Below are 16,871 nucleotides of genomic sequence, written 5' to 3'. Positions count from 1 at the left end.
CGAAACCAGGGGGATTCATGTTGGGACTAGACAGTCAAATCCGATTTTCGATTCATGGCGGCGCCGACAGCGGCGGAGTAGCCGGCGGCGTCGACAGTCTGCTGGCGTTTTTGGAAAGCGCAGTGCGGCAATCGCCCGCCGAAACCTTTCACGGTTTATTGCCGGGCATTGCGGCATTGCAGAATTTGCATCCGTTGTTCGTGCATTTTCCGATCGCATTGTTGAGTCTGTTTTTTGCGCTGGATCTGGCCGGTAGTTTGGCCGGACGGGCGGAGTGGCGCCGGGTCGCCGGTTGGTTTTTGTATCTCGGCGTCGCCTTTGCCGGAATTACCGCGACCTTCGGGTTTATCGCGGCCGATACGGTCGCCCACGGCGGCGACGTCCACGAGATCATGGAAAACCACGAACATTTGGGGATATCCGTATTCGGCCTGGCTGCGTTTCTGGCGGTATGGCGCGGGATTGCCAAAGCCCATCCGGCCGGTCCGGCCAATGCTTTCTACTTGGCGCTAGCCGGTCTGTTGGCCGGTTTATTGGCGTTCACGGCCGATTTGGGCGGTTTGATGGTTTACAAATACGGCGTGTCGGTCGAGGCGGCTGCCGATGCGAACCGGGCTGCAGCATTGCGCCACGAACACGGCGAGCCCGATTTCGACCAACCGGTCGATCACGACGAACCCGTCGTGAAACAGGAGCTGGGCTTGGGCAGTGCGATTCATCAGGACGAGGACGGCGCGGCACATCCGCAAGCCGAGCCGGCGCCGGCGGCCGCCAGCCACCAGCACGAGCATAACCACAAACATGACCATTGAGCGGCCGAAACCGGCGCGGCAAAGGCTGGTTCGTCCGGCCTTTTTATTTGGTCGCGGACATGATTTCCCGCTGAGCTGTGGTATCCTACGCCGCCATTTTTTATGAGCTTGGCCATGCGTACCCGCGTTAAAATCTGCGGCTTTACCAATGTCGACGATGCCGTGCAAGCCGGCCGGCTGGGCGCCGATGCGATAGGTTTGGTGTTTTACCCGCCCAGTCCGCGTTACGTCGAAATTGCGCAGGCGGCGGCGATCAGCGAGGCCTTGCCGGCCTTCGTCAGCGTGGTAGCCTTGTTCGTCGATGCCGAACCGGATAGGGTCCGGGAAGTGCTGGGCCGGGTTAGGGTGGATTGCCTGCAATTCCACGGCGACGAGCCGGCGGAAGCGTGCCGGATCTACCGCAAATCCTATATCAAGGCGGTGCGGATGCGGCCGGGAATTGACGTGGCGCAGTTGGAAAGCCGATATGCCGATGCGGCGGGACTGTTGCTGGACGCTTACCACCCGGGCCTGCCGGGCGGTAGCGGCAGCGGTTTCGACTGGGATTTGATTCCGCAGAGCCGATCGTTGCCGCTTATATTGGCCGGCGGCTTGACAGCCGACAACGCCGCCGAGGCGGTGGCTGCGGTTAAACCGTATGCATTGGATGTCAGCAGCGGCGTAGAGGCCCGGAAAGGCATCAAGGATGCGGCGAAAATGGCCGATTTCATAAGAATAACTAATCGAGCGACTTGAGAATTATGACTGACACATACCCTTTGGGGGACAAGTACGATATGCCGGACGCCAGGGGCCATTTCGGTCCCTACGGCGGTATCTTTGTGGCCGAGACGCTGATGCCGGCGATTACCGAACTCAACGCCGCTTACCAGCGCTACATCGACGATCCGGATTTCATCGCCGAATTGGATGCCGACCTGCGCGACTATGTCGGCCGGCCGTCGCCGTTGTACCATGCGCAACGTTGGAGCGAACATCTGGGCGGCGCGCAGATTTATTTGAAGCGGGAAGACCTGAACCACACCGGCGCCCATAAGGTGAACAACACCGTCGGCCAAGCCTTGCTGGCCAAACGCATGGGCAAGACCCGCATCATCGCCGAGACTGGCGCCGGCCAACACGGCGTCGCCACCGCGACCGTCGCCGCGCGGCTGGGTTTGGAATGCGTGGTCTACATGGGCGCGGTCGACGTGGCCCGCCAGGCCCTGAACGTCTACCGGATGAAGTTGCTCGGCGCCACCGTGGTGCCGGTCGAGTCGGGTTCGAAAACCCTCAAAGATGCATTGAACGAAGCCCTGCGCGACTGGGTCACCAATATCGACAACACGTTTTACATCATCGGCACCGTGGCCGGGCCGCATCCTTATCCGGCAATGGTGCGCGATTTTCAGGCGGTGATCGGCCGCGAAGCGCGCAAACAATGCCTGGAACAAGCCGGCAAATTGCCCGACGCTTTGGTCGCCTGCGTCGGCGGCGGTTCCAACGCCATCGGTTTGTTCTATCCCTTCATCGACGACGCCGGCGTCAAGATGTACGGTGTCGAAGCGGCCGGCGACGGTATCGCCACCGGCCGCCATTCCGCGCCGTTGTCGGCCGGCCGTCCCGGTGTATTGCACGGCAACCGGACCTATTTAATGGCCGACGACGACGGCGAAATCATCGAGACCCATTCGATTTCGGCCGGTCTGGATTATCCAGGCGTCGGTCCGGAACACGCTTGGCTGAAAGACATCGGCCGGGCCGAGTATCCCAACATCACCGACGACGAGGCCTTGCAGGGTTTCCACGCGCTGACCAGGATGGAAGGCATCATTCCGGCGCTGGAATCCAGCCATGCCATGGCCTATACCATGAAGCTGGCGCCGACGATGCGCAAGGATCAGGTCATTGTCGTTAACCTGTCCGGCCGCGGCGACAAGGACATGCACACCATCATGCAACGCGAGGGAATCAGCCTATGAGCCGTTTAGCCGCCAAATTCGCCGAATTGAAAGCCTCCGGCCGCAAAGCCTTGATTCCGTTCATCACTGCCGGCGACCCGTATCCGGAATTCACCGTGCCGATGTTGCACGAAATGGTCAAGGCCGGCGCCGACGTGATCGAGCTGGGCGTGCCGTTTTCCGACCCGATGGCCGACGGCCCGGTGATCCAGCGCGCCAGCGAACGCGCCTTGGCCCACCATGTCGGCTTGCGCAAAGTGCTGGCGATGGCGATGGAGTTTCGCAAGACCGACCAGACCACGCCGCTGGTGTTGATGGGTTATTTGAATCCGATCGAAATCATGGGTTACGAAGGTTTCGCCAACGCGGTACAGCGGGCCGACGTCGACGGCGTATTGACGGTGGATTTGCCGCCGGAAGAGTCGGAAGACTGCGTCAAATTGCTGCGCGAGCGCGGTATCGACCAAATTTTTCTGTTGGCGCCGAACACGACGCCGGATCGGATTCGCAAGATGCACGAAGTCGGTAGCGGTTACCTGTATTACGTTTCGCTGAAAGGCGTCACCGGTGCCGGCCATTTGGATGTCGCCGATGTCGAAGACAAGTTAACCATGATTAAAGCCAACACCGACTTGCCGGTCGGCGTCGGTTTCGGCGTCAAGGATGCCGAGACGGCGCGAACGATTGCCGCCATCGCCGATGGCGTCGTGGTCGGTAGTGCTTTGATCAGCAAAGTCGAGGCCAATCTCGACGATCCCGAGCAGGCCAAACGCGAAATCATCGAACTGTTGAAATCCATGCGTCACGCAATGGACCACTGAGCATATAGCGGAGAACACCCCGAATGAGTTGGTTTGAAAAACTGGTCCCCTCTGCGATAAGAACCGAATCGTCGCAAAAACGCACCACCGTACCGGAAGGTTTGTGGAACAAGTGCCCGCGTTGCGACGCGATACTGTTTAATGCCGAGCTGGAAAAAAACTTCAGCGTATGCCCGAAGTGCGAACACCATTTGCGCATTTCCGCCCGGCGACGGCTGAACATTTTTCTGGACGAAGGCAATTGCCAGGAAATCGGCGCAGGGCTGAAACCGGCCGATCCGCTTAAATTCAAGGACAGCAAACGCTATAAAGACCGGATTAGCCAGGCGCAAAAGCAAAGTAACGAAAACGACGCGCTGGTGGTGATGAAGGGCACCTTGAAAGGCTATCCGATCGTCGCGGCTGCGTTCGATTTCGGTTTCATGGGCGGCTCGATGGGCTCGGTGGTCGGCGAGCGGTTCGTGCGCGGCGTCAACGAAAGCTTGCGCAGCGGAGCGCCGTTCATCGTCTTCACCGCCAGCGGCGGCGCCCGGATGCAGGAATCCTTGTTTTCGCTGTTCCAAATGACCAAAACCAGCGCGGCTTTGACCAAACTGGCGGACGCCGGCATCCCGTATATTTCTTTCATGACCGACCCGACCATGGGCGGGGTATCGGCCAGTCTGGCGATGTTGGGCGACATCAACGTCGCCGAGCCCGATGCATTGATCGGCTTCGCCGGGCCGCGCGTGATCGAACAGACCGTACGCGAGAAATTGCCGGAAGGTTTTCAGCGCAGCGAGTTTCTGCAGGAGCACGGCGCCATCGACATGATCATTGATCGCCGCGAGATGCGCGATAAAATAGCCGGCATCCTGGCGATTTTGCGCGGCGGTGTTAGCGTTTCGGCAGCCGCGGCCGGCGAAAGCGGCGATTTGGCCCAAAGTCCAGTCAGCGAAACCTTGCCGATTCAGGATTAAAGCCGGTCGAAATGGCGCGTTTCGATTCGCTGCAAGCTTGGCTGGCCTGGCAGGAACAATTACATCCGCGCTCGATAGATTTGGGTTTGGCGCGGGTCGCCGGTGTTTATCGGCAGTTGAACCCGACCCAGGCCAAGCCTTTGACCGTCACGGTGGGCGGTACCAATGGCAAGGGTTCCTGCGTGGCGATGCTGGAGGCAATATACCGGGCGCAAGGCTACAAAGTCGGCGCCTACACTTCGCCGCACATCTTGCGCTACAACGAAAGAATCCGCATCGACGGCCAGGCGGTTGCCGACGCCGACATTTGCCGGGTATTTTCCCGAATCGACGCGGCTCGCGGCGAGACCAGCCTGAGCTATTTCGAGTTCGGCACGTTGGCGGCGCTGTGCCTGTTCGCCGAAGCCGGCCTGGACGTACAGCTATTGGAAGTGGGTTTGGGCGGCAGGTTGGATGCGGTAAACATTGTCGATCCCGACGTCGCGTTGGTAACTACTATCGCGCTGGATCATGTCGATTGGTTGGGTAACACCGTGGAAGCGATAGGCCGGGAAAAAGCCGGCATTTTTCGGCAGTCGGTGCCTGCCGTGATCGGCGATGCAGCGGCACCGGCCTCGTTACGGCAGGTAGCCGAGCGGATTGGCGCCAAGGTTTACCAATTGGAACATGACTTCGCTTACCGCAAACAGGGCGAAACCTGGGAATGGCAAGGCGGCGAGCGAGCTTTCCGCGATTTGCCGGCTCCGGCGTTCAAAGGCGAGCACCAATACCGGAATGCCGCGGCGGTACTGATGGCCGTTTCGGCGTTGCAGGAGCGGTTACCGGTCGACGACGCGGCGATCCGCGCCGGTTTGCGCCAGGCCAGCCTGCAGGGTCGGTTTCAGTTGATCGCCGGCAAACCGCGCGTATTGCTGGATGTCGGCCACAATCCGCAAGCGGTCGGCACGCTGGTCGATTATCTGCGCGATTATTTTCCCGCCGCCACGATCCATGCCGTATTCGCGATGATGCGCGACAAAGATATCGCTACCGTGGTGCAGATGATGCGGGAGCGGGTGGCGCGGTGGTATCTGGCGCCGCTGGATAATCCGCGCGCCGCCGAGCCGGCATTGATCGAATCCCATTTTCGGCAGTTGGATATGGCGAACGTCGACAGCGGTTTCGCCGATTTTTCGGCCGCATTCCAAGCGGCCCGGGCAGCGGCGGGGCCGGACGAGCTGGTTCTGGTGTTCGGCTCGTTTTTTCTGGTATCCGAATATTTGGCAAAATTTTCTTAGAGGTGATCGGAATGGATCAAGAATTGAAACAGCGATTGATAGGTGCGGCGGTCATTACCGCGCTGGCCGCGATTTTCGTACCGATGTTGTTCGACGATCCTATCGACGAAACCGGTAAAAATATCAGCGAACTGAAAATTCCCGAGTTGCCTGCCAAAGCGCAGGATGTCGAAATCATGCCGCTTCCGGAAAAAGTGGAAGACGTGGCCGAGGCTCCGGCCGAAGCTGCCAAGCAGGCCCCGAAATTCGTCGAAGAAGGCGAAGCCGAAACCGAATTCGAGGCTGTGAAGCCGCAAATCAAATTGAGTGCGCGGGAAGCGGCGCCGCTAACGCCTTCCGCTGCATCGCCGGCAAAGCCGTCGCCGCGGGCCCTGGCGCCTGCCGACGAAGAGCCGGCCGAAGCGGAGGATTTGCCGATCGCGCCGAAGCCGGCAAAACCGGCCGCTCCGGTACAGCCGCTGACCAGCGTCGCGCCGGTCCCGAAACCGTTGAAACCGTTGGCGAAACCGGCCGAAGCCAAACCCGAGCCTTCGGCTCAAGCCCCGCTGGCCGCGCCGGCTGCCAAGCCTGCCGCCGCAGCCGAGGAAACCAACCGCTGGTATTTACAGGTGGGAACTTTCAGCCAGAAAGCCAATGCCGCCAGTTTGCAGGAGAGTTTGAAGCAACAGGGTTTCGCGGCAACGGTTAAGGAAGTGGCCGGCGATAAAGGCACCGTCTTCAAAGTCCGCATCGGACCCATCGTCGACAAAGCCAAAGCCCAGGCGGTCAAGGCCAAACTGGCGCAGATCAACGTCAACAGCTTCGTTTCCGCCGACGAATAATTGGTTTTGCCCGGTTTGGTTATTTCTATAGTTTACTGAGCGATGCCGGATTTGGTGCCTTGGGACAAACTGCTGTGGGTTGATTACACCATTATTGCCGTCATATCCATGTCGGCGGTGATGGGCTTGGTGCGCGGTTTTATCAAGGAAGCCTTTGCGCTGGTGCTATGGATTGCGGCAGTTTGGGTGGCGACCCACTACAGCCGCGAGCTGTCGGTGTTGCTGCAATCCACGATCAGCTACCCGTCGGCCCGCATCGCCGCCAGCTTCGGCTTACTGTTTTTCGCGACGTTGATCTTGGGCAGCCTGATCAGTTTCCTGTTGAGCCAATTGATCGAGAGAACCGGCCTGAGCGGCAGCGACCGCCTGCTCGGCATGTTGTTTGGCATCGCCCGCGGGGCCGTGCTGGTTTCCATGCTGGTGATTCTGGCCGGGGTCACGCCGCTGCCGGAAGACCCGTGGTGGAAACAGTCCGTACTCATTCCTCCGTTTCAAGCCTTGGCGGTCTGGTTGAAAAGCCAGATGCCGGCCGGTTTGGCGGATTACATTCATTATCGATAATCCGGATCAGCTATGTGTGGTATTGCCGCTATTGTTTCCAATCAAAGTGTTAACCAAGACCTGTACGATGCCTTAACCGTGTTGCAGCACCGGGGCCAGGATGCTGCCGGCATCGTCACTTGCGACGGCGGCCGCCTGCATTTGCGTAAGGACAACGGTTTGGCCCGCGACGTGTTTTCGCCCGAGCAAATGATGAAGCTGAAAGGCAACATGGGCATTGCTCACGTGCGTTATCCGACCGCCGGTTGCACCAGTTCCGCCGAGGCCCAGCCGTTTTACGTCAATTCGCCGTTCGGCTTGACGCTGGCCCACAACGGCAATCTGACCAATACCGAGGAATTGAAGCGGCAGGTGTTCGTAGACGATCAACGCCATATCAATACCGATTCCGACTCGGAAGTGTTGTTGAACGTATTCGCCCACGAATTGCAGCAATTCGGCAAACTGCGCTTGACCGTGGACGACGTGTTTCAGGCTGTCAGCGCGGTGCACAATCGCTGCCGCGGCGCTTACGCGGTGGTGGTGATGATTGCCGGTTTCGGCGTATTGGGGTTTCGCGACCCGCATGGCATCAGGCCGATCGTGTTTGGCGAGCGTCAAACCGAGGACGGCGTCGATTACATGATCGCGTCGGAGAGCGTCGCGCTGGACGTGCTGGATTTTCGCCTGATTCGGGATCTGGCGCCGGGCGAAGCCGTGTTCATCGAGGCTTCCGGCAAATTGCACACCCGCCAGTGCGCCGAGACCATCGACCATTGCCCGTGCATCTTCGAATACGTCTATTTCGCCCGGCCGGATTCGATCATCGACAACATCTCGGTTTACAAAGCGCGGATGCGGATGGGTAAAAAACTGGCCGAAAAAATCCAGCGCGAATGGCCGGACCACGACATCGACGTGGTGATTCCGATTCCGGATACCAGCCGCACTGCCGCATCGCAAATCGCTCACGATCTGGGGGTCAAGTTTCGTGAAGGCTTCATGAAAAACCGTTACATCGGCCGTACCTTCATCATGCCGGGGCAGAAGCTGCGCAAAAAGTCGGTCAAACAAAAGTTGAACGCGATTTCGCTGGAATTCGACGGTAAAAACGTTTTGCTGGTGGACGATTCCATCGTCCGCGGTACCACGTCCGAACAGATCATCCAGATGGCCCGCGACGCCGGCGCCAAAAAAGTTTATTTCGCCTCCGCTGCGCCGCCAGTGCGTTACCCCAACGTCTACGGTATCGATATGCCCGCCGCGCGCGAGTTGATCGCCCACGGCCGTAGCGAAGACGAGGTGTGCAAGGCGCTGGGGGCCGATAAATTGATTTACCAGGATCTGGACGATTTGATCGAAGCGGTCGGCCGCGGCAATCCGAAGATCGCGCACTTCGACACGTCCTGCTTCAGCCGCGACTACGTGACCGGCGATATCGACGATGCCTATTTGGCGAAGATCGAGGCCTTGCGCAACGACCACGCCCAGGAAACCCGTAAAAGCAGCAGTTTTATTATCGAAATGCAGGTGGCGAGATAATATGAACCAACCGGATTGGCAAGATTACGCCGCAGAAACCCAGGCCATACGCGCCGGCCAGAAGCGGAGCCACGAGGGCGAGCACAGTATGCCGATTTTCGCCACCTCCAGCTATGTGTTCGGCTCGGCCGAGGAAGCCTCGCTGAAGTTTACCGGCCAGCAGCCCGGCAATATCTATTCGCGCTTTACCAACCCGACGGTCGCTACCTTCCAGGAACGTCTGGCGCTGATGGAAAAAGGCGAACGTTGTCTGGCGTTCGCATCCGGTATGGCGGCCATCATGGCGGTGGGTATGGCGCTATTGAAGGCGGGCGACCATGTGGTTTGCTCGCGCAGCGTGTTCGGCAATACGGTACTGGCATTTCAAAATTATTTCGGCAAATTCGGCGTCGAAACCGATTTCGTCAAGTTGACCGATCCGGCCGCCTGGGAAGCTGCGATCAAGCCCAACACCCGCTTCCTGTTTCTGGAAACGCCGTCGAATCCGCTGATCGAAATTGCCGATATCCGGGCCTTGGCCGATATTGCTCACCGCCATGGCTGCCTGCTGGTGGTCGATAACGTGTTTTGCACGCCGATCTTGCAACAACCGCTGGCTTTGGGGGCCGACATCGTCGTGCATTCGGCGACTAAATACATCGACGGCCAGGGCCGTTGCGTCGGCGGCGCCGTGGTCGCTAACGAAGAGATCATCGAAAAGCAGGTCTATCCCTATTTGCGTACCGGCGGTGCCACGTTGAGTCCGTTCAACGCCTGGGTGTTTGCCGGCGGTTTGGAAACGCTGGCGATTCGAATGAAAGCCCATTGCGACAACGCGTTCGAATTGGCCAAGTGGCTGGAGCGTCAAGACGCCGTCGGCAAAGTGCATTATCCTGGCTTGGCCTCGCATGCCCAGCACGAACTGGCCAAACGCCAGCAAAGCCATTTCGGCGCGGTGGTCAGCTTCGAATTGAAGGGCGGTAAGGAAGAAGCCTGGCGCTTGATCGATGCGACGCGGGTGTTGTCGGTTACGGCCAATCTGGGCGACGTCAAAACCACCATCACCCATCCGGCCACGACCACCCACGGCCGGCTGACGCCGGAAGCCCGCGCCGAGGCCGGGATCAAGGACAGCCTGGTGCGGATCTCGGTCGGCTTGGAAAATATCGACGATATCAAGGCCGATTTGGCCGCCGGCTTGGCTGCGGCCTGATGCGCCGCAGGCCGGGGCAGCGAACGTAAAGCCAAAAATAAGCTATCTTTGTCCGAAATTCCCCAGAGATTCCGAGCATGTTCCAGGATAGAAAAGAGTACCGAAAAAACTTCAATGCCGAGGGTAAGCTTTACGTCGGCGGCGAAACCTTAGAGATCAATTGCTACGACGTGTCGTTGAACGGTGCGATGCTGGAAGTCATGCCGGGCGATTTACTGACCACGATTCGGGATTTCGAGGTATTGCTGGAGCAGAGCCGGCGCGCGGAAATTTTCGTCGCCGAATTGCAGTTAGCCGGGGAAGTGGACATCGTCTGGGTCAAACGCGACCGTAACCGGATCATGATGGGCTTGGAGTTCCGCGATGTGGTGCACAACGCGCAAAAACTCTGGCGCAAGCGGCGCGGTTACCGCAAGGCCGAGCGTTTCCAGGCGGAGTTGTTCGTCGAGAAGGAACGCTTTGCGGTGGAGGGTTTGGACCGTTCGGTGGAAGGCATGTGTTTGAAACTGGCGGGCAGCTCGCCAGCCATCAAAATCAACGCACCGGTCAAAGTGCAGTGCCCGGAGTTGGGTTTGAGCGCTCTGGGTAAAATCGTCTGGTACGACAGTAACGAAATCAGTACCCGCATCGGCTTGCAATTAGTCACGATGCGCTAAAAGGCCGGCTTCGGAGGCGGCGGGCGCCGCCCACGCAGGCCGGTTCCATTCAATCCTGGAGCAGCGGATCCAGTTCTTGGTTCATGTCCAGTGCGTGCAAATCGTCGAAGCCGCCGATGTGGCGTTCGCCGATATAGATTTGCGGAACCGTGCGCCGTTTGGTTTTTTCCATCATCTGTTCCCGCAAACCCGGCTCGGCGTCGACGTTGATTTCGGTATAACGGGCACCCTTACGCTCCAGCAAGCGTTTCGCCATCGTGCAATAAGGGCAAATTTTCGTGGTATAGATGATGATTTCCGGCATGGCTAAATTAATGAATGCTAATAAAGTCGCCATTCTAACGGTCGGACCGGTTTTGCTCAAGCGCCAAGGCCAGCGCCAACTGTCCGATCAATAGCTCGGCCGCTTGCCTTAGCGAAGTGCCGAACGCCACGACGCCGTCCTCGTGTCCCAGCATGGTAAATATGCCGCTCTCCGTTTTTTCCAGCGTTTGCAAAATACTTGTCACGGCGCGTGCCATTTCCGGGGTGCCGTAAGGGATGTGGGCTGCGGTATGCGCCAAGCGCAATTTTGCGGTATTGTGCCAAATTTCCGGACAATGCCCGTGAATCACGGCCTGCACGCCGGGCAATCCTTGGTAGATCACGGCGTGAGTCAAGGCTTCCGAAGACGGTTGCGCCGGGCCTTGGGCTTGCAGGTAATTCTGTTGCGGCGCTGCGGCGGTGACCCAGGCATAATGCTCCGGGCCGAGCTGCGGCAGGTGGCCGGTCTGGGTAGCGGAAACCAAAAAACCGTCCTGGCCGGGCGCGCGCCGGCTGCTGATGTTGCCGAAGCCGAGCCCATCGTATTTGCCGGCGGTGCGGCCGATCAGCCCCAGCCGGTACACGATGCTGCGCCAGGCGCTGATTTCGGCTAAATCCGCATCGCTTGGCAACGCCCGGTATTGGTGGTCGAGACGGTATTTGATCACGCCCTCGCGATCGTGCGGCATAAAGACTCCAGACGGCTAATTTCGATTTAAGCTGAATACACTAATCCATGAACGTAAAATTTTTTCTGCACGGCCTGTTTTTTTTAGCGGCGTTGCTGGCGGCCGATGCCGGCAACGCCGCCCAGCCCGCCACTGCGATCAAGGCAGTGTCGCGGGCGGATATCCAACAGCGCGTGCAATCGGTCAAGGATAAACAGAATCTGGCCGAAGACGTCAAGAACCGCATCCTGGCCGCCTACCGCGAGAGCGAGGACAACCTGAGCGAGGCCGAAGCCCAGGATGCGCAAGCCGAATCCTTCAAACAGGCGCTGAATCTGTATCCGGTGGTGGCCAAACAAATTGCCGGCCAGATTACCGAGGCGGAAAACGGCCTGAAAAACCGCAAACCGGAAAAACTGGCCCTGGTCCCGACCGACGAGTTGGAACAGCGCTTGATCATCGAAAAAACCCGGCTCAGCGATCTGGATGCCGAAATCAGCCGGATCGAAGCGCAAATCGGCGAGTTGAACGGCCGGCCGCAACTGATTCGGGAAAAAGTCGCCGAAATCAAAAACAAGCAGGCCTCCAGTTTACAGGAGCAGCAAACTTTGGCCGCACGTGCCGCCGATAATATCTACGAGCGCGAAGCGCGGCAGATCCAAGTGGATACCCGGATTCGGCTGCTGAACAGCACCTTGAAAACCTTGGAGTTGGAAAATATCAGCAGCCCGTTGCGGCTGCAGGTCGAAAAAGACCGGATGCATCTGGCCACGCTGCAGCGCGAGTTGCAAGGTCTGGCGATCGCCGATCTGGATAATTTGTTACTGGACCGGCGCCAGCAGGAAATCGACAAGGAGCAGGCCGAATTGGCGCAGGCGGAGAAGGATGCCGAGGGCAAGCATCCGTTCATCCGAGATGCGACCAAAACGAACATGCAGTACAACCACAGCCTGCAGGACATCAATAAGAACATGGAGCAGTACCTGCTGCAAAAAACCGAGATCGACGCCCGCGGCAAGCAGTTGGAAAAAGACTTTCAAAGCGCCGAGCAAAAAATCAACCTGGCCGGTTTGAGCCCGGCCTTGGGCAACTTATTGCGTGAACAACGCCGCAATGTGCCGCAGCGCAAACAGTTCGCCCAATTGGCCGACGACATCCAGGAGCAGATCGCGTTGGCCAGTCTGGAAATGTTCAAGCTCGACGAAGCCAAGAAAGAGCTGGCCGACGTCAACCAAGTGTTATTGAATCAGATCGGCCGATTGCCGGCCGATACCGACGACGCCGAAAAATTGCGGATTCGCACCGAATTGCGCATGCTGCTGAACGACCGCAAGGATCTGGTAATGCGCCTGGCCACCAGCTACAACGAATACGGCAGGCTATTGGGGGATGTCGATTTCAGCCTGCAACAAATGCTGGGCGTGGCCGACAAGTTTAGTGCCTACCTCGACCAACGCCTGCTGTGGGTACCCAGTGCGCGGGTGATCGACAAATACTATGTGAAAGACATTTTTTCGTCGCTGGTCTGGTTTTTCAGTCCCGACAACTGGTTGCGGGTGGCGGCGAATTTCGGCGAGAGCATCGCCAATTTTCCGCTATTGGTCCTGGTCGGCTTGGGCATCGTGGTGTTGCATTGGCGTTTTCGGTTAAACCTGAAACGCAGGCTGACGCATCTGCTCGACAAAAATCCGCTAGGCCATAGTTTCGGCGAAATTCTGTCGGGGATGGGCTATTTGATGTTGCTGTCGCTGTATGGTGCTTTATTGATGGCCTGGATCGGCGGCGTATTGCTATTGAACGCCCGCGCCGATTTTTTTAGCCATGCTTTCGCCGAGGGTATGGTCGCGACGGCCTTGTCGCTGTTCGTCGTGCAGTTTTTCTTTCGCCTGTTCAAACCCGACGGCATTGCCGAAACCCTGTTCCATTGGCCGGAGCATGTCACCAACTTGCTGTACGGCCAAATGAAGTGGGCCCGCTTTCTGTTGTTGCCCAGCGTGTTCATCATGTCGATGACCGGCAGCGACTTGTTTTCCGAACATAGCTATGCCTTGGGCCGTACCGCGTTGATCGTGATGATGCTGACCTTCAGCTACGTGTTTCACCGCTTGGCCCAGCCGCAAACCGGCCTGGGCCGCTATTTCTACCAACAGTCCGCCGGCTGGTTCAGCCGTTTGCGTTACGTCTGGTATGCGATTGCGCTGCTGACGCCGTTGGCGATCATCGGTTTCGCCGTGGCCGGTTATTACCAAAGCGCGTTGGAGCTGGAACAAAAGCTGATCGACAGCTTGCGGTTGGTGTTCTTCGTCTCTCTGTTTCAGGCTCTGGTATTGCGCTGGTTGCGTAATACCCAGCGCCGCTTGGCGCTGAAGAATGCCCGGCAAAAGCGCAAGCAGATCGAACAGGCTGCGGCGGCGGCAGGCACCGAGGGCGGAATTCCGCTGGATGAGGAATTGCTGGACATCTCCAAAATCAACCAGCAAGGCCACAATTTTCTGGCCACAGTAACCGGGGTAATGATCGCCGTCGGCGCCTGGCTGATCTGGAGCGATATCCTGCCGGCGTTTTCGGTGTTCGACCAAGTCGTGTTGTGGCAACACGCGCAAGTCGTGGACGGCAAGGAAGCCCTGCAACCGGTGACCTTGATCAACCTGCTGTTGTGTCTGGTCTACATCGGTCTGGCGTTTTTGTTTGTCGGTAACTTTCCGACCCTGGTCGATTTGGCGACCGCCGGCAAATTCGCCATGACCGCCGGCGGCCGCTACGCCCTGATCCAGTTGGTGCGTTATAGCTTGGTCTCGGTCGCTTTTTTGGCGGTCGCCAACGAGCTGGGCGGTAGTTGGTCGCAGGTGCAATGGCTGGTGGCGGCGCTCAGCGTGGGTTTGGGTTTCGGTTTGCAGGAAATCTTCGCCAATATGGTGTCGGGTATCATCTTGCTGTTCGAACGGCCGATTCGGGTTGGCGATACCGTCACGGTCGGCGACGTTACCGGCCGGGTCAGTCGGATCCAAATGCGGGCAACGCATATTGTGGACTGGGACCGCAAGGAATTGGTGGTGCCGAACAAAACCTTCATTACCGACCAACTGATCAACTGGACCTTGTCCGATACCGTGACCCGGGTGGTGGTGCCGGTCAGCGTATCCTACGGCACCGATATCGAGCTGGTGGAGCAGATTTTGAGTCAGGCAGTGAAAAATACCGAACAGGTGCTGGCCGATCCGGAGCCGGCGATCAGTTTCGTCGGCTTCGGCGAAAGCGCGTTGGAATTCAAAGTCAACGTATTCGTGCGCGAGTTGAGCGACCGTGCCGTCGCGACCCATAAATTGCATATCCAGATTTACGAAGCGCTGCAGGCGCACCATATCGAAATTCCCTATCCGCAACGCGACGTGCATATCCGTTCGGTCGCCAAAGGCGTGCTGAACGAGGGTGGCGCCAATTATTAGCCGATTTCAATATAACCGGGTTCTGTAATAAAATGCGGCGCTTTAAACCGAGCTCCGATTTTTAACATGCGTTGTCCGTTTTGCGCTGCACAAGACACGCGGGTGATCGATACCCGTCTGGCCGACGACGGCGACCAAGTCAAGCGCCGGCGGGAATGCGTAGCCTGCAAGGAGCGGTTTACCACGTTCGAAGTGGTCGAGTTGACGCTGCCGCGCATTATCAAACGTAACGGCGCCCGGCAAAGTTTCGACGAGCAAAAATTGCGGGCCGGCATACAACGGGCGCTGGAGAAGCGGCCGGTACAGGTCGATGCGGTCGAAGCCGCGTTGAGCCGGATCAAAAAGACGTTGACGGCCAGAGGCGAGCGGGAGATTCCGGCGCGCGAACTGGGCGAGATGGTCATGAACGAACTGAAGGCGCTGGACCACGTCGCTTTCGTGCGTTTCGCATCCGTTTACCGCAGCTTCCAGGACGTCTCCGATTTCACCGCCGTCATCGAAAATTTGCAGAAACATGACGTCTAGCCAAGACGCCGCCTTTATGGCGCGGGCCTTGAAACTGGCGCAAAACGGCCTGTACACGACCGATCCCAATCCCCACGTCGGCTGTGTGTTGGTCAAACTTGGCGAAATCATCGCTGAGGGCTGGACCCAGCGCGCCGGATACGCCCATGCCGAAGTGGACGCATTGAGCCGGGCCGGCGATGCCCGCGGCGCCACTGCCTACGTCACGCTGGAGCCCTGCAGCCACCAGGGTAAGACCGGGCCTTGTACCGAGGCGTTGATCGCGGCCGGCGTCAGCCGGGTGGTCGCCGCAATGCAAGACCCGAATCCGCTGGTGTCCGGCCGGGGTTTGCAGCAGCTCGCCGCGGCCGGGATCGAAGTCGTCTGCGGCGTGTTGCAAAGCGAGGCGGAAAATTTGAACCGCGGCTTTTTCAAACGGATGAGCCAGGGCTTGCCCTGGATTCGCAGCAAGCTGGCCATGAGCCTGGACGGGCGTACGGCGATGGCCAGCGGGGAAAGCCAGTGGATCACCTCGCCGCAGTCGCGCCAGGACGTTCAACGTTGGCGAGCGGCCAGCAGCGCGGTTTTGACCGGAATCGACACGGTGCTGGCCGACGATCCGTCGTTGAGTGCGAGAGTCGATTTCGATGTGGTCCAGCCGGTGAAAGTGGTATTGGACAGCCGGTTGCGCATGCCGCCGGCAGCGCGGATGTTGCAGGATGCTGCGGAGGTCTGGATTGTGACTTCGAGTAGCGACTCGGTAAAACGGCAGCGTTTGCTCGATGCCGGTTGTAAAGTGTTTCAAGTCGACGCTCAGGGCGGACGCACCGATTTGCACCAAGTTTGCAGGTTGCTGGCAGAGCGGCAAATCAACACGGTGTGGGTCGAGGCCGGCTCGAGTTTGAACGGTGCTTTGTTGAATAGCGGCCTGGTCGACGAATGGTTTATTTATATGGCGCCTTGCATATTGGGCGACAGCGGGCGCGGGCTGTTCCGGCTGCCGCAGTTGCAACGCCTGCAAGACAAGAAGCAACTTTATTTGGCGGAAGCGCGGCAAGTAGGCCCGGATTTACGGTTGCAATACCGGCCGCAAGCGATTTCCGATTAGGGTTATGCCGTTATGAGGATTGTTACAGTTTGTCTATTGCTATTGTTGTCGCTACCGGGCCTGGCCGGCGCGGAGGAAGACGATTCGAAACCGGCGAAAACCGTTAAAATCGAAGGCGGCAAATTCGTCGGCGAGGAACATGAGATCGAAATTTACGATTACCATAGCGGCGTCTACCAGTCGGTAACCGTTTATCGCAAGCCGCAAAAAGCCGATAAAACCCAGGAACCCGCCGCGCAACCGGCTGAACAGCCTAAACGCTGAAACTTCCTGCCAACCCGA

The 16,871-nt window shown here is 58.4% G+C and carries 17 protein-coding genes; 15 read left to right on the top strand and 2 right to left on the bottom strand.

The window, feature by feature from the left end:
- Positions 1-17: 17 nt before the first annotated feature.
- The 11 genes from VXJ35_RS12840 (at position 18) to VXJ35_RS12790 (ending at position 10,560) form a co-directional block, all read left to right on the top strand.
- A complete protein-coding gene (locus tag VXJ35_RS12840) occupies positions 18-812 on the top strand; it encodes a DUF2231 domain-containing protein (RefSeq protein WP_064021862.1) in 795 nt (264 codons plus the stop codon).
- Positions 813-926: 114 nt separating this feature from the next.
- The gene (locus VXJ35_RS12835) at positions 927-1,547 is read left to right on the top strand and encodes a phosphoribosylanthranilate isomerase (RefSeq protein ID WP_054762313.1); all 621 of its coding nucleotides are present in this window, start codon (positions 927-929) and stop codon (positions 1,545-1,547) included.
- A 5-nt stretch (positions 1,548-1,552) separates the two neighbouring features.
- The gene (gene trpB, locus VXJ35_RS12830; RefSeq protein ID WP_064021861.1) at positions 1,553-2,773 is read left to right on the top strand and encodes a tryptophan synthase subunit beta; all 1,221 of its coding nucleotides are present in this window, start codon (positions 1,553-1,555) and stop codon (positions 2,771-2,773) included.
- Positions 2,770-3,573: a tryptophan synthase subunit alpha gene (gene trpA / locus VXJ35_RS12825; protein ID WP_054762426.1), complete on the top strand. Its 804-nt coding sequence runs from the start codon at positions 2,770-2,772 to the stop codon at positions 3,571-3,573. The genes trpB and trpA overlap by 4 nt, the downstream gene beginning before the upstream one ends.
- Before the next feature lie 23 nt (positions 3,574-3,596).
- Complete coding sequence (gene accD / locus VXJ35_RS12820) at positions 3,597-4,532, top strand: acetyl-CoA carboxylase, carboxyltransferase subunit beta (RefSeq protein ID WP_064021860.1); 936 nt, start codon at positions 3,597-3,599, stop codon at positions 4,530-4,532.
- An 11-nt stretch (positions 4,533-4,543) separates the two neighbouring features.
- Complete coding sequence (folC, locus tag VXJ35_RS12815; protein ID WP_064021859.1) at positions 4,544-5,809, top strand: bifunctional tetrahydrofolate synthase/dihydrofolate synthase; 1,266 nt, start codon at positions 4,544-4,546, stop codon at positions 5,807-5,809.
- Positions 5,810-5,820: 11 nt separating this feature from the next.
- Entirely contained in the window at positions 5,821-6,630 is an 810-nt protein-coding gene (locus VXJ35_RS12810) for an SPOR domain-containing protein (RefSeq protein WP_064021858.1), read from the top strand.
- A 42-nt stretch (positions 6,631-6,672) separates the two neighbouring features.
- Positions 6,673-7,191: a CvpA family protein gene (locus VXJ35_RS12805; protein WP_064021857.1), complete on the top strand. Its 519-nt coding sequence runs from the start codon at positions 6,673-6,675 to the stop codon at positions 7,189-7,191.
- A gap of 12 nt (positions 7,192-7,203) precedes the next feature.
- Positions 7,204-8,712: an amidophosphoribosyltransferase gene (gene purF / locus VXJ35_RS12800; RefSeq protein WP_064021856.1), complete on the top strand. Its 1,509-nt coding sequence runs from the start codon at positions 7,204-7,206 to the stop codon at positions 8,710-8,712.
- 1 nt (position 8,713) lies between these two features.
- A complete protein-coding gene (locus VXJ35_RS12795) occupies positions 8,714-9,904 on the top strand; it encodes an O-succinylhomoserine sulfhydrylase (RefSeq protein ID WP_064021855.1) in 1,191 nt (396 codons plus the stop codon).
- Between the two features lie 77 nt (positions 9,905-9,981).
- A complete protein-coding gene (locus tag VXJ35_RS12790) occupies positions 9,982-10,560 on the top strand; it encodes a PilZ domain-containing protein (protein WP_054762436.1) in 579 nt (192 codons plus the stop codon).
- Between the two features lie 49 nt (positions 10,561-10,609).
- Here VXJ35_RS12790 and grxC read toward each other — a convergent pair whose 3' ends face one another.
- Complete coding sequence (gene grxC, locus VXJ35_RS12785) at positions 10,610-10,864, bottom strand: glutaredoxin 3 (RefSeq protein WP_054762461.1); 255 nt, start codon at positions 10,862-10,864, stop codon at positions 10,610-10,612.
- A 34-nt stretch (positions 10,865-10,898) separates the two neighbouring features.
- The gene (locus tag VXJ35_RS12780) at positions 10,899-11,552 is read right to left on the bottom strand and encodes a class II aldolase/adducin family protein (RefSeq protein WP_064021854.1); all 654 of its coding nucleotides are present in this window, start codon (positions 11,550-11,552) and stop codon (positions 10,899-10,901) included.
- Between the two features lie 47 nt (positions 11,553-11,599).
- Here VXJ35_RS12780 and VXJ35_RS12775 point away from each other — a divergent pair, with 47 nt between their 5' ends.
- From VXJ35_RS12775 to VXJ35_RS12760, 4 genes are all read left to right on the top strand, one after another.
- Entirely contained in the window at positions 11,600-14,977 is a 3,378-nt protein-coding gene (locus VXJ35_RS12775) for a mechanosensitive ion channel domain-containing protein (RefSeq protein ID WP_064021853.1), read from the top strand.
- 66 nt (positions 14,978-15,043) lie between these two features.
- Positions 15,044-15,502, top strand: coding sequence for a transcriptional regulator NrdR (gene nrdR / locus VXJ35_RS12770; RefSeq protein ID WP_054762448.1), 459 nt, complete (start codon positions 15,044-15,046; stop codon positions 15,500-15,502).
- Positions 15,492-16,589: a bifunctional diaminohydroxyphosphoribosylaminopyrimidine deaminase/5-amino-6-(5-phosphoribosylamino)uracil reductase RibD gene (gene ribD, locus VXJ35_RS12765; RefSeq protein WP_064021852.1), complete on the top strand. Its 1,098-nt coding sequence runs from the start codon at positions 15,492-15,494 to the stop codon at positions 16,587-16,589. The genes nrdR and ribD overlap by 11 nt, the downstream gene beginning before the upstream one ends.
- 12 nt (positions 16,590-16,601) lie before the next feature.
- A complete protein-coding gene (locus VXJ35_RS12760) occupies positions 16,602-16,853 on the top strand; it encodes a hypothetical protein (RefSeq protein WP_157198176.1) in 252 nt (83 codons plus the stop codon).
- Positions 16,854-16,871 lie beyond the last annotated feature (18 nt).

Origin of the sequence: Methylomonas sp. DH-1, assembly GCF_046097555.1 — a bacterium.
In the GTDB taxonomy this organism is placed as follows: Bacteria; Pseudomonadota; Gammaproteobacteria; order Methylococcales; family Methylomonadaceae; genus Methylomonas; species Methylomonas koyamae.
This window is presented reverse-complemented; position numbering and strand designations above follow the sequence as displayed.

Bases quoted from the DNA above. Each gene is read 5' to 3' on its own strand.
- VXJ35_RS12760 (WP_157198176.1), top strand. From the start codon at position 16,602: ATGAGGATTGTTACAGTTTGTCTATTGCTATTGTTGTCGCTACCGGGC.
- grxC (WP_054762461.1), bottom strand. From the start codon at position 10,864: ATGCCGGAAATCATCATCTATACCACGAAAATTTGCCCTTATTGCACG.
- VXJ35_RS12790 (WP_054762436.1), top strand. From the start codon at position 9,982: ATGTTCCAGGATAGAAAAGAGTACCGAAAAAACTTCAATGCCGAGGGT.
- purF (WP_064021856.1), top strand. From the start codon at position 7,204: ATGTGTGGTATTGCCGCTATTGTTTCCAATCAAAGTGTTAACCAAGAC.
- accD (WP_064021860.1), top strand. From the start codon at position 3,597: ATGAGTTGGTTTGAAAAACTGGTCCCCTCTGCGATAAGAACCGAATCG.
- nrdR (WP_054762448.1), top strand. From the start codon at position 15,044: ATGCGTTGTCCGTTTTGCGCTGCACAAGACACGCGGGTGATCGATACC.
- VXJ35_RS12835 (WP_054762313.1), top strand. From the start codon at position 927: ATGCGTACCCGCGTTAAAATCTGCGGCTTTACCAATGTCGACGATGCC.
- VXJ35_RS12840 (WP_064021862.1), top strand. From the start codon at position 18: ATGTTGGGACTAGACAGTCAAATCCGATTTTCGATTCATGGCGGCGCC.
- ribD (WP_064021852.1), top strand. From the start codon at position 15,492: ATGACGTCTAGCCAAGACGCCGCCTTTATGGCGCGGGCCTTGAAACTG.
- trpA (WP_054762426.1), top strand. From the start codon at position 2,770: ATGAGCCGTTTAGCCGCCAAATTCGCCGAATTGAAAGCCTCCGGCCGC.
- VXJ35_RS12810 (WP_064021858.1), top strand. From the start codon at position 5,821: ATGGATCAAGAATTGAAACAGCGATTGATAGGTGCGGCGGTCATTACC.
- VXJ35_RS12805 (WP_064021857.1), top strand. From the start codon at position 6,673: ATGCCGGATTTGGTGCCTTGGGACAAACTGCTGTGGGTTGATTACACC.
- VXJ35_RS12780 (WP_064021854.1), bottom strand. From the start codon at position 11,552: ATGCCGCACGATCGCGAGGGCGTGATCAAATACCGTCTCGACCACCAA.
- VXJ35_RS12795 (WP_064021855.1), top strand. From the start codon at position 8,714: ATGAACCAACCGGATTGGCAAGATTACGCCGCAGAAACCCAGGCCATA.
- folC (WP_064021859.1), top strand. From the start codon at position 4,544: ATGGCGCGTTTCGATTCGCTGCAAGCTTGGCTGGCCTGGCAGGAACAA.
- trpB (WP_064021861.1), top strand. From the start codon at position 1,553: ATGACTGACACATACCCTTTGGGGGACAAGTACGATATGCCGGACGCC.
- VXJ35_RS12775 (WP_064021853.1), top strand. From the start codon at position 11,600: ATGAACGTAAAATTTTTTCTGCACGGCCTGTTTTTTTTAGCGGCGTTG.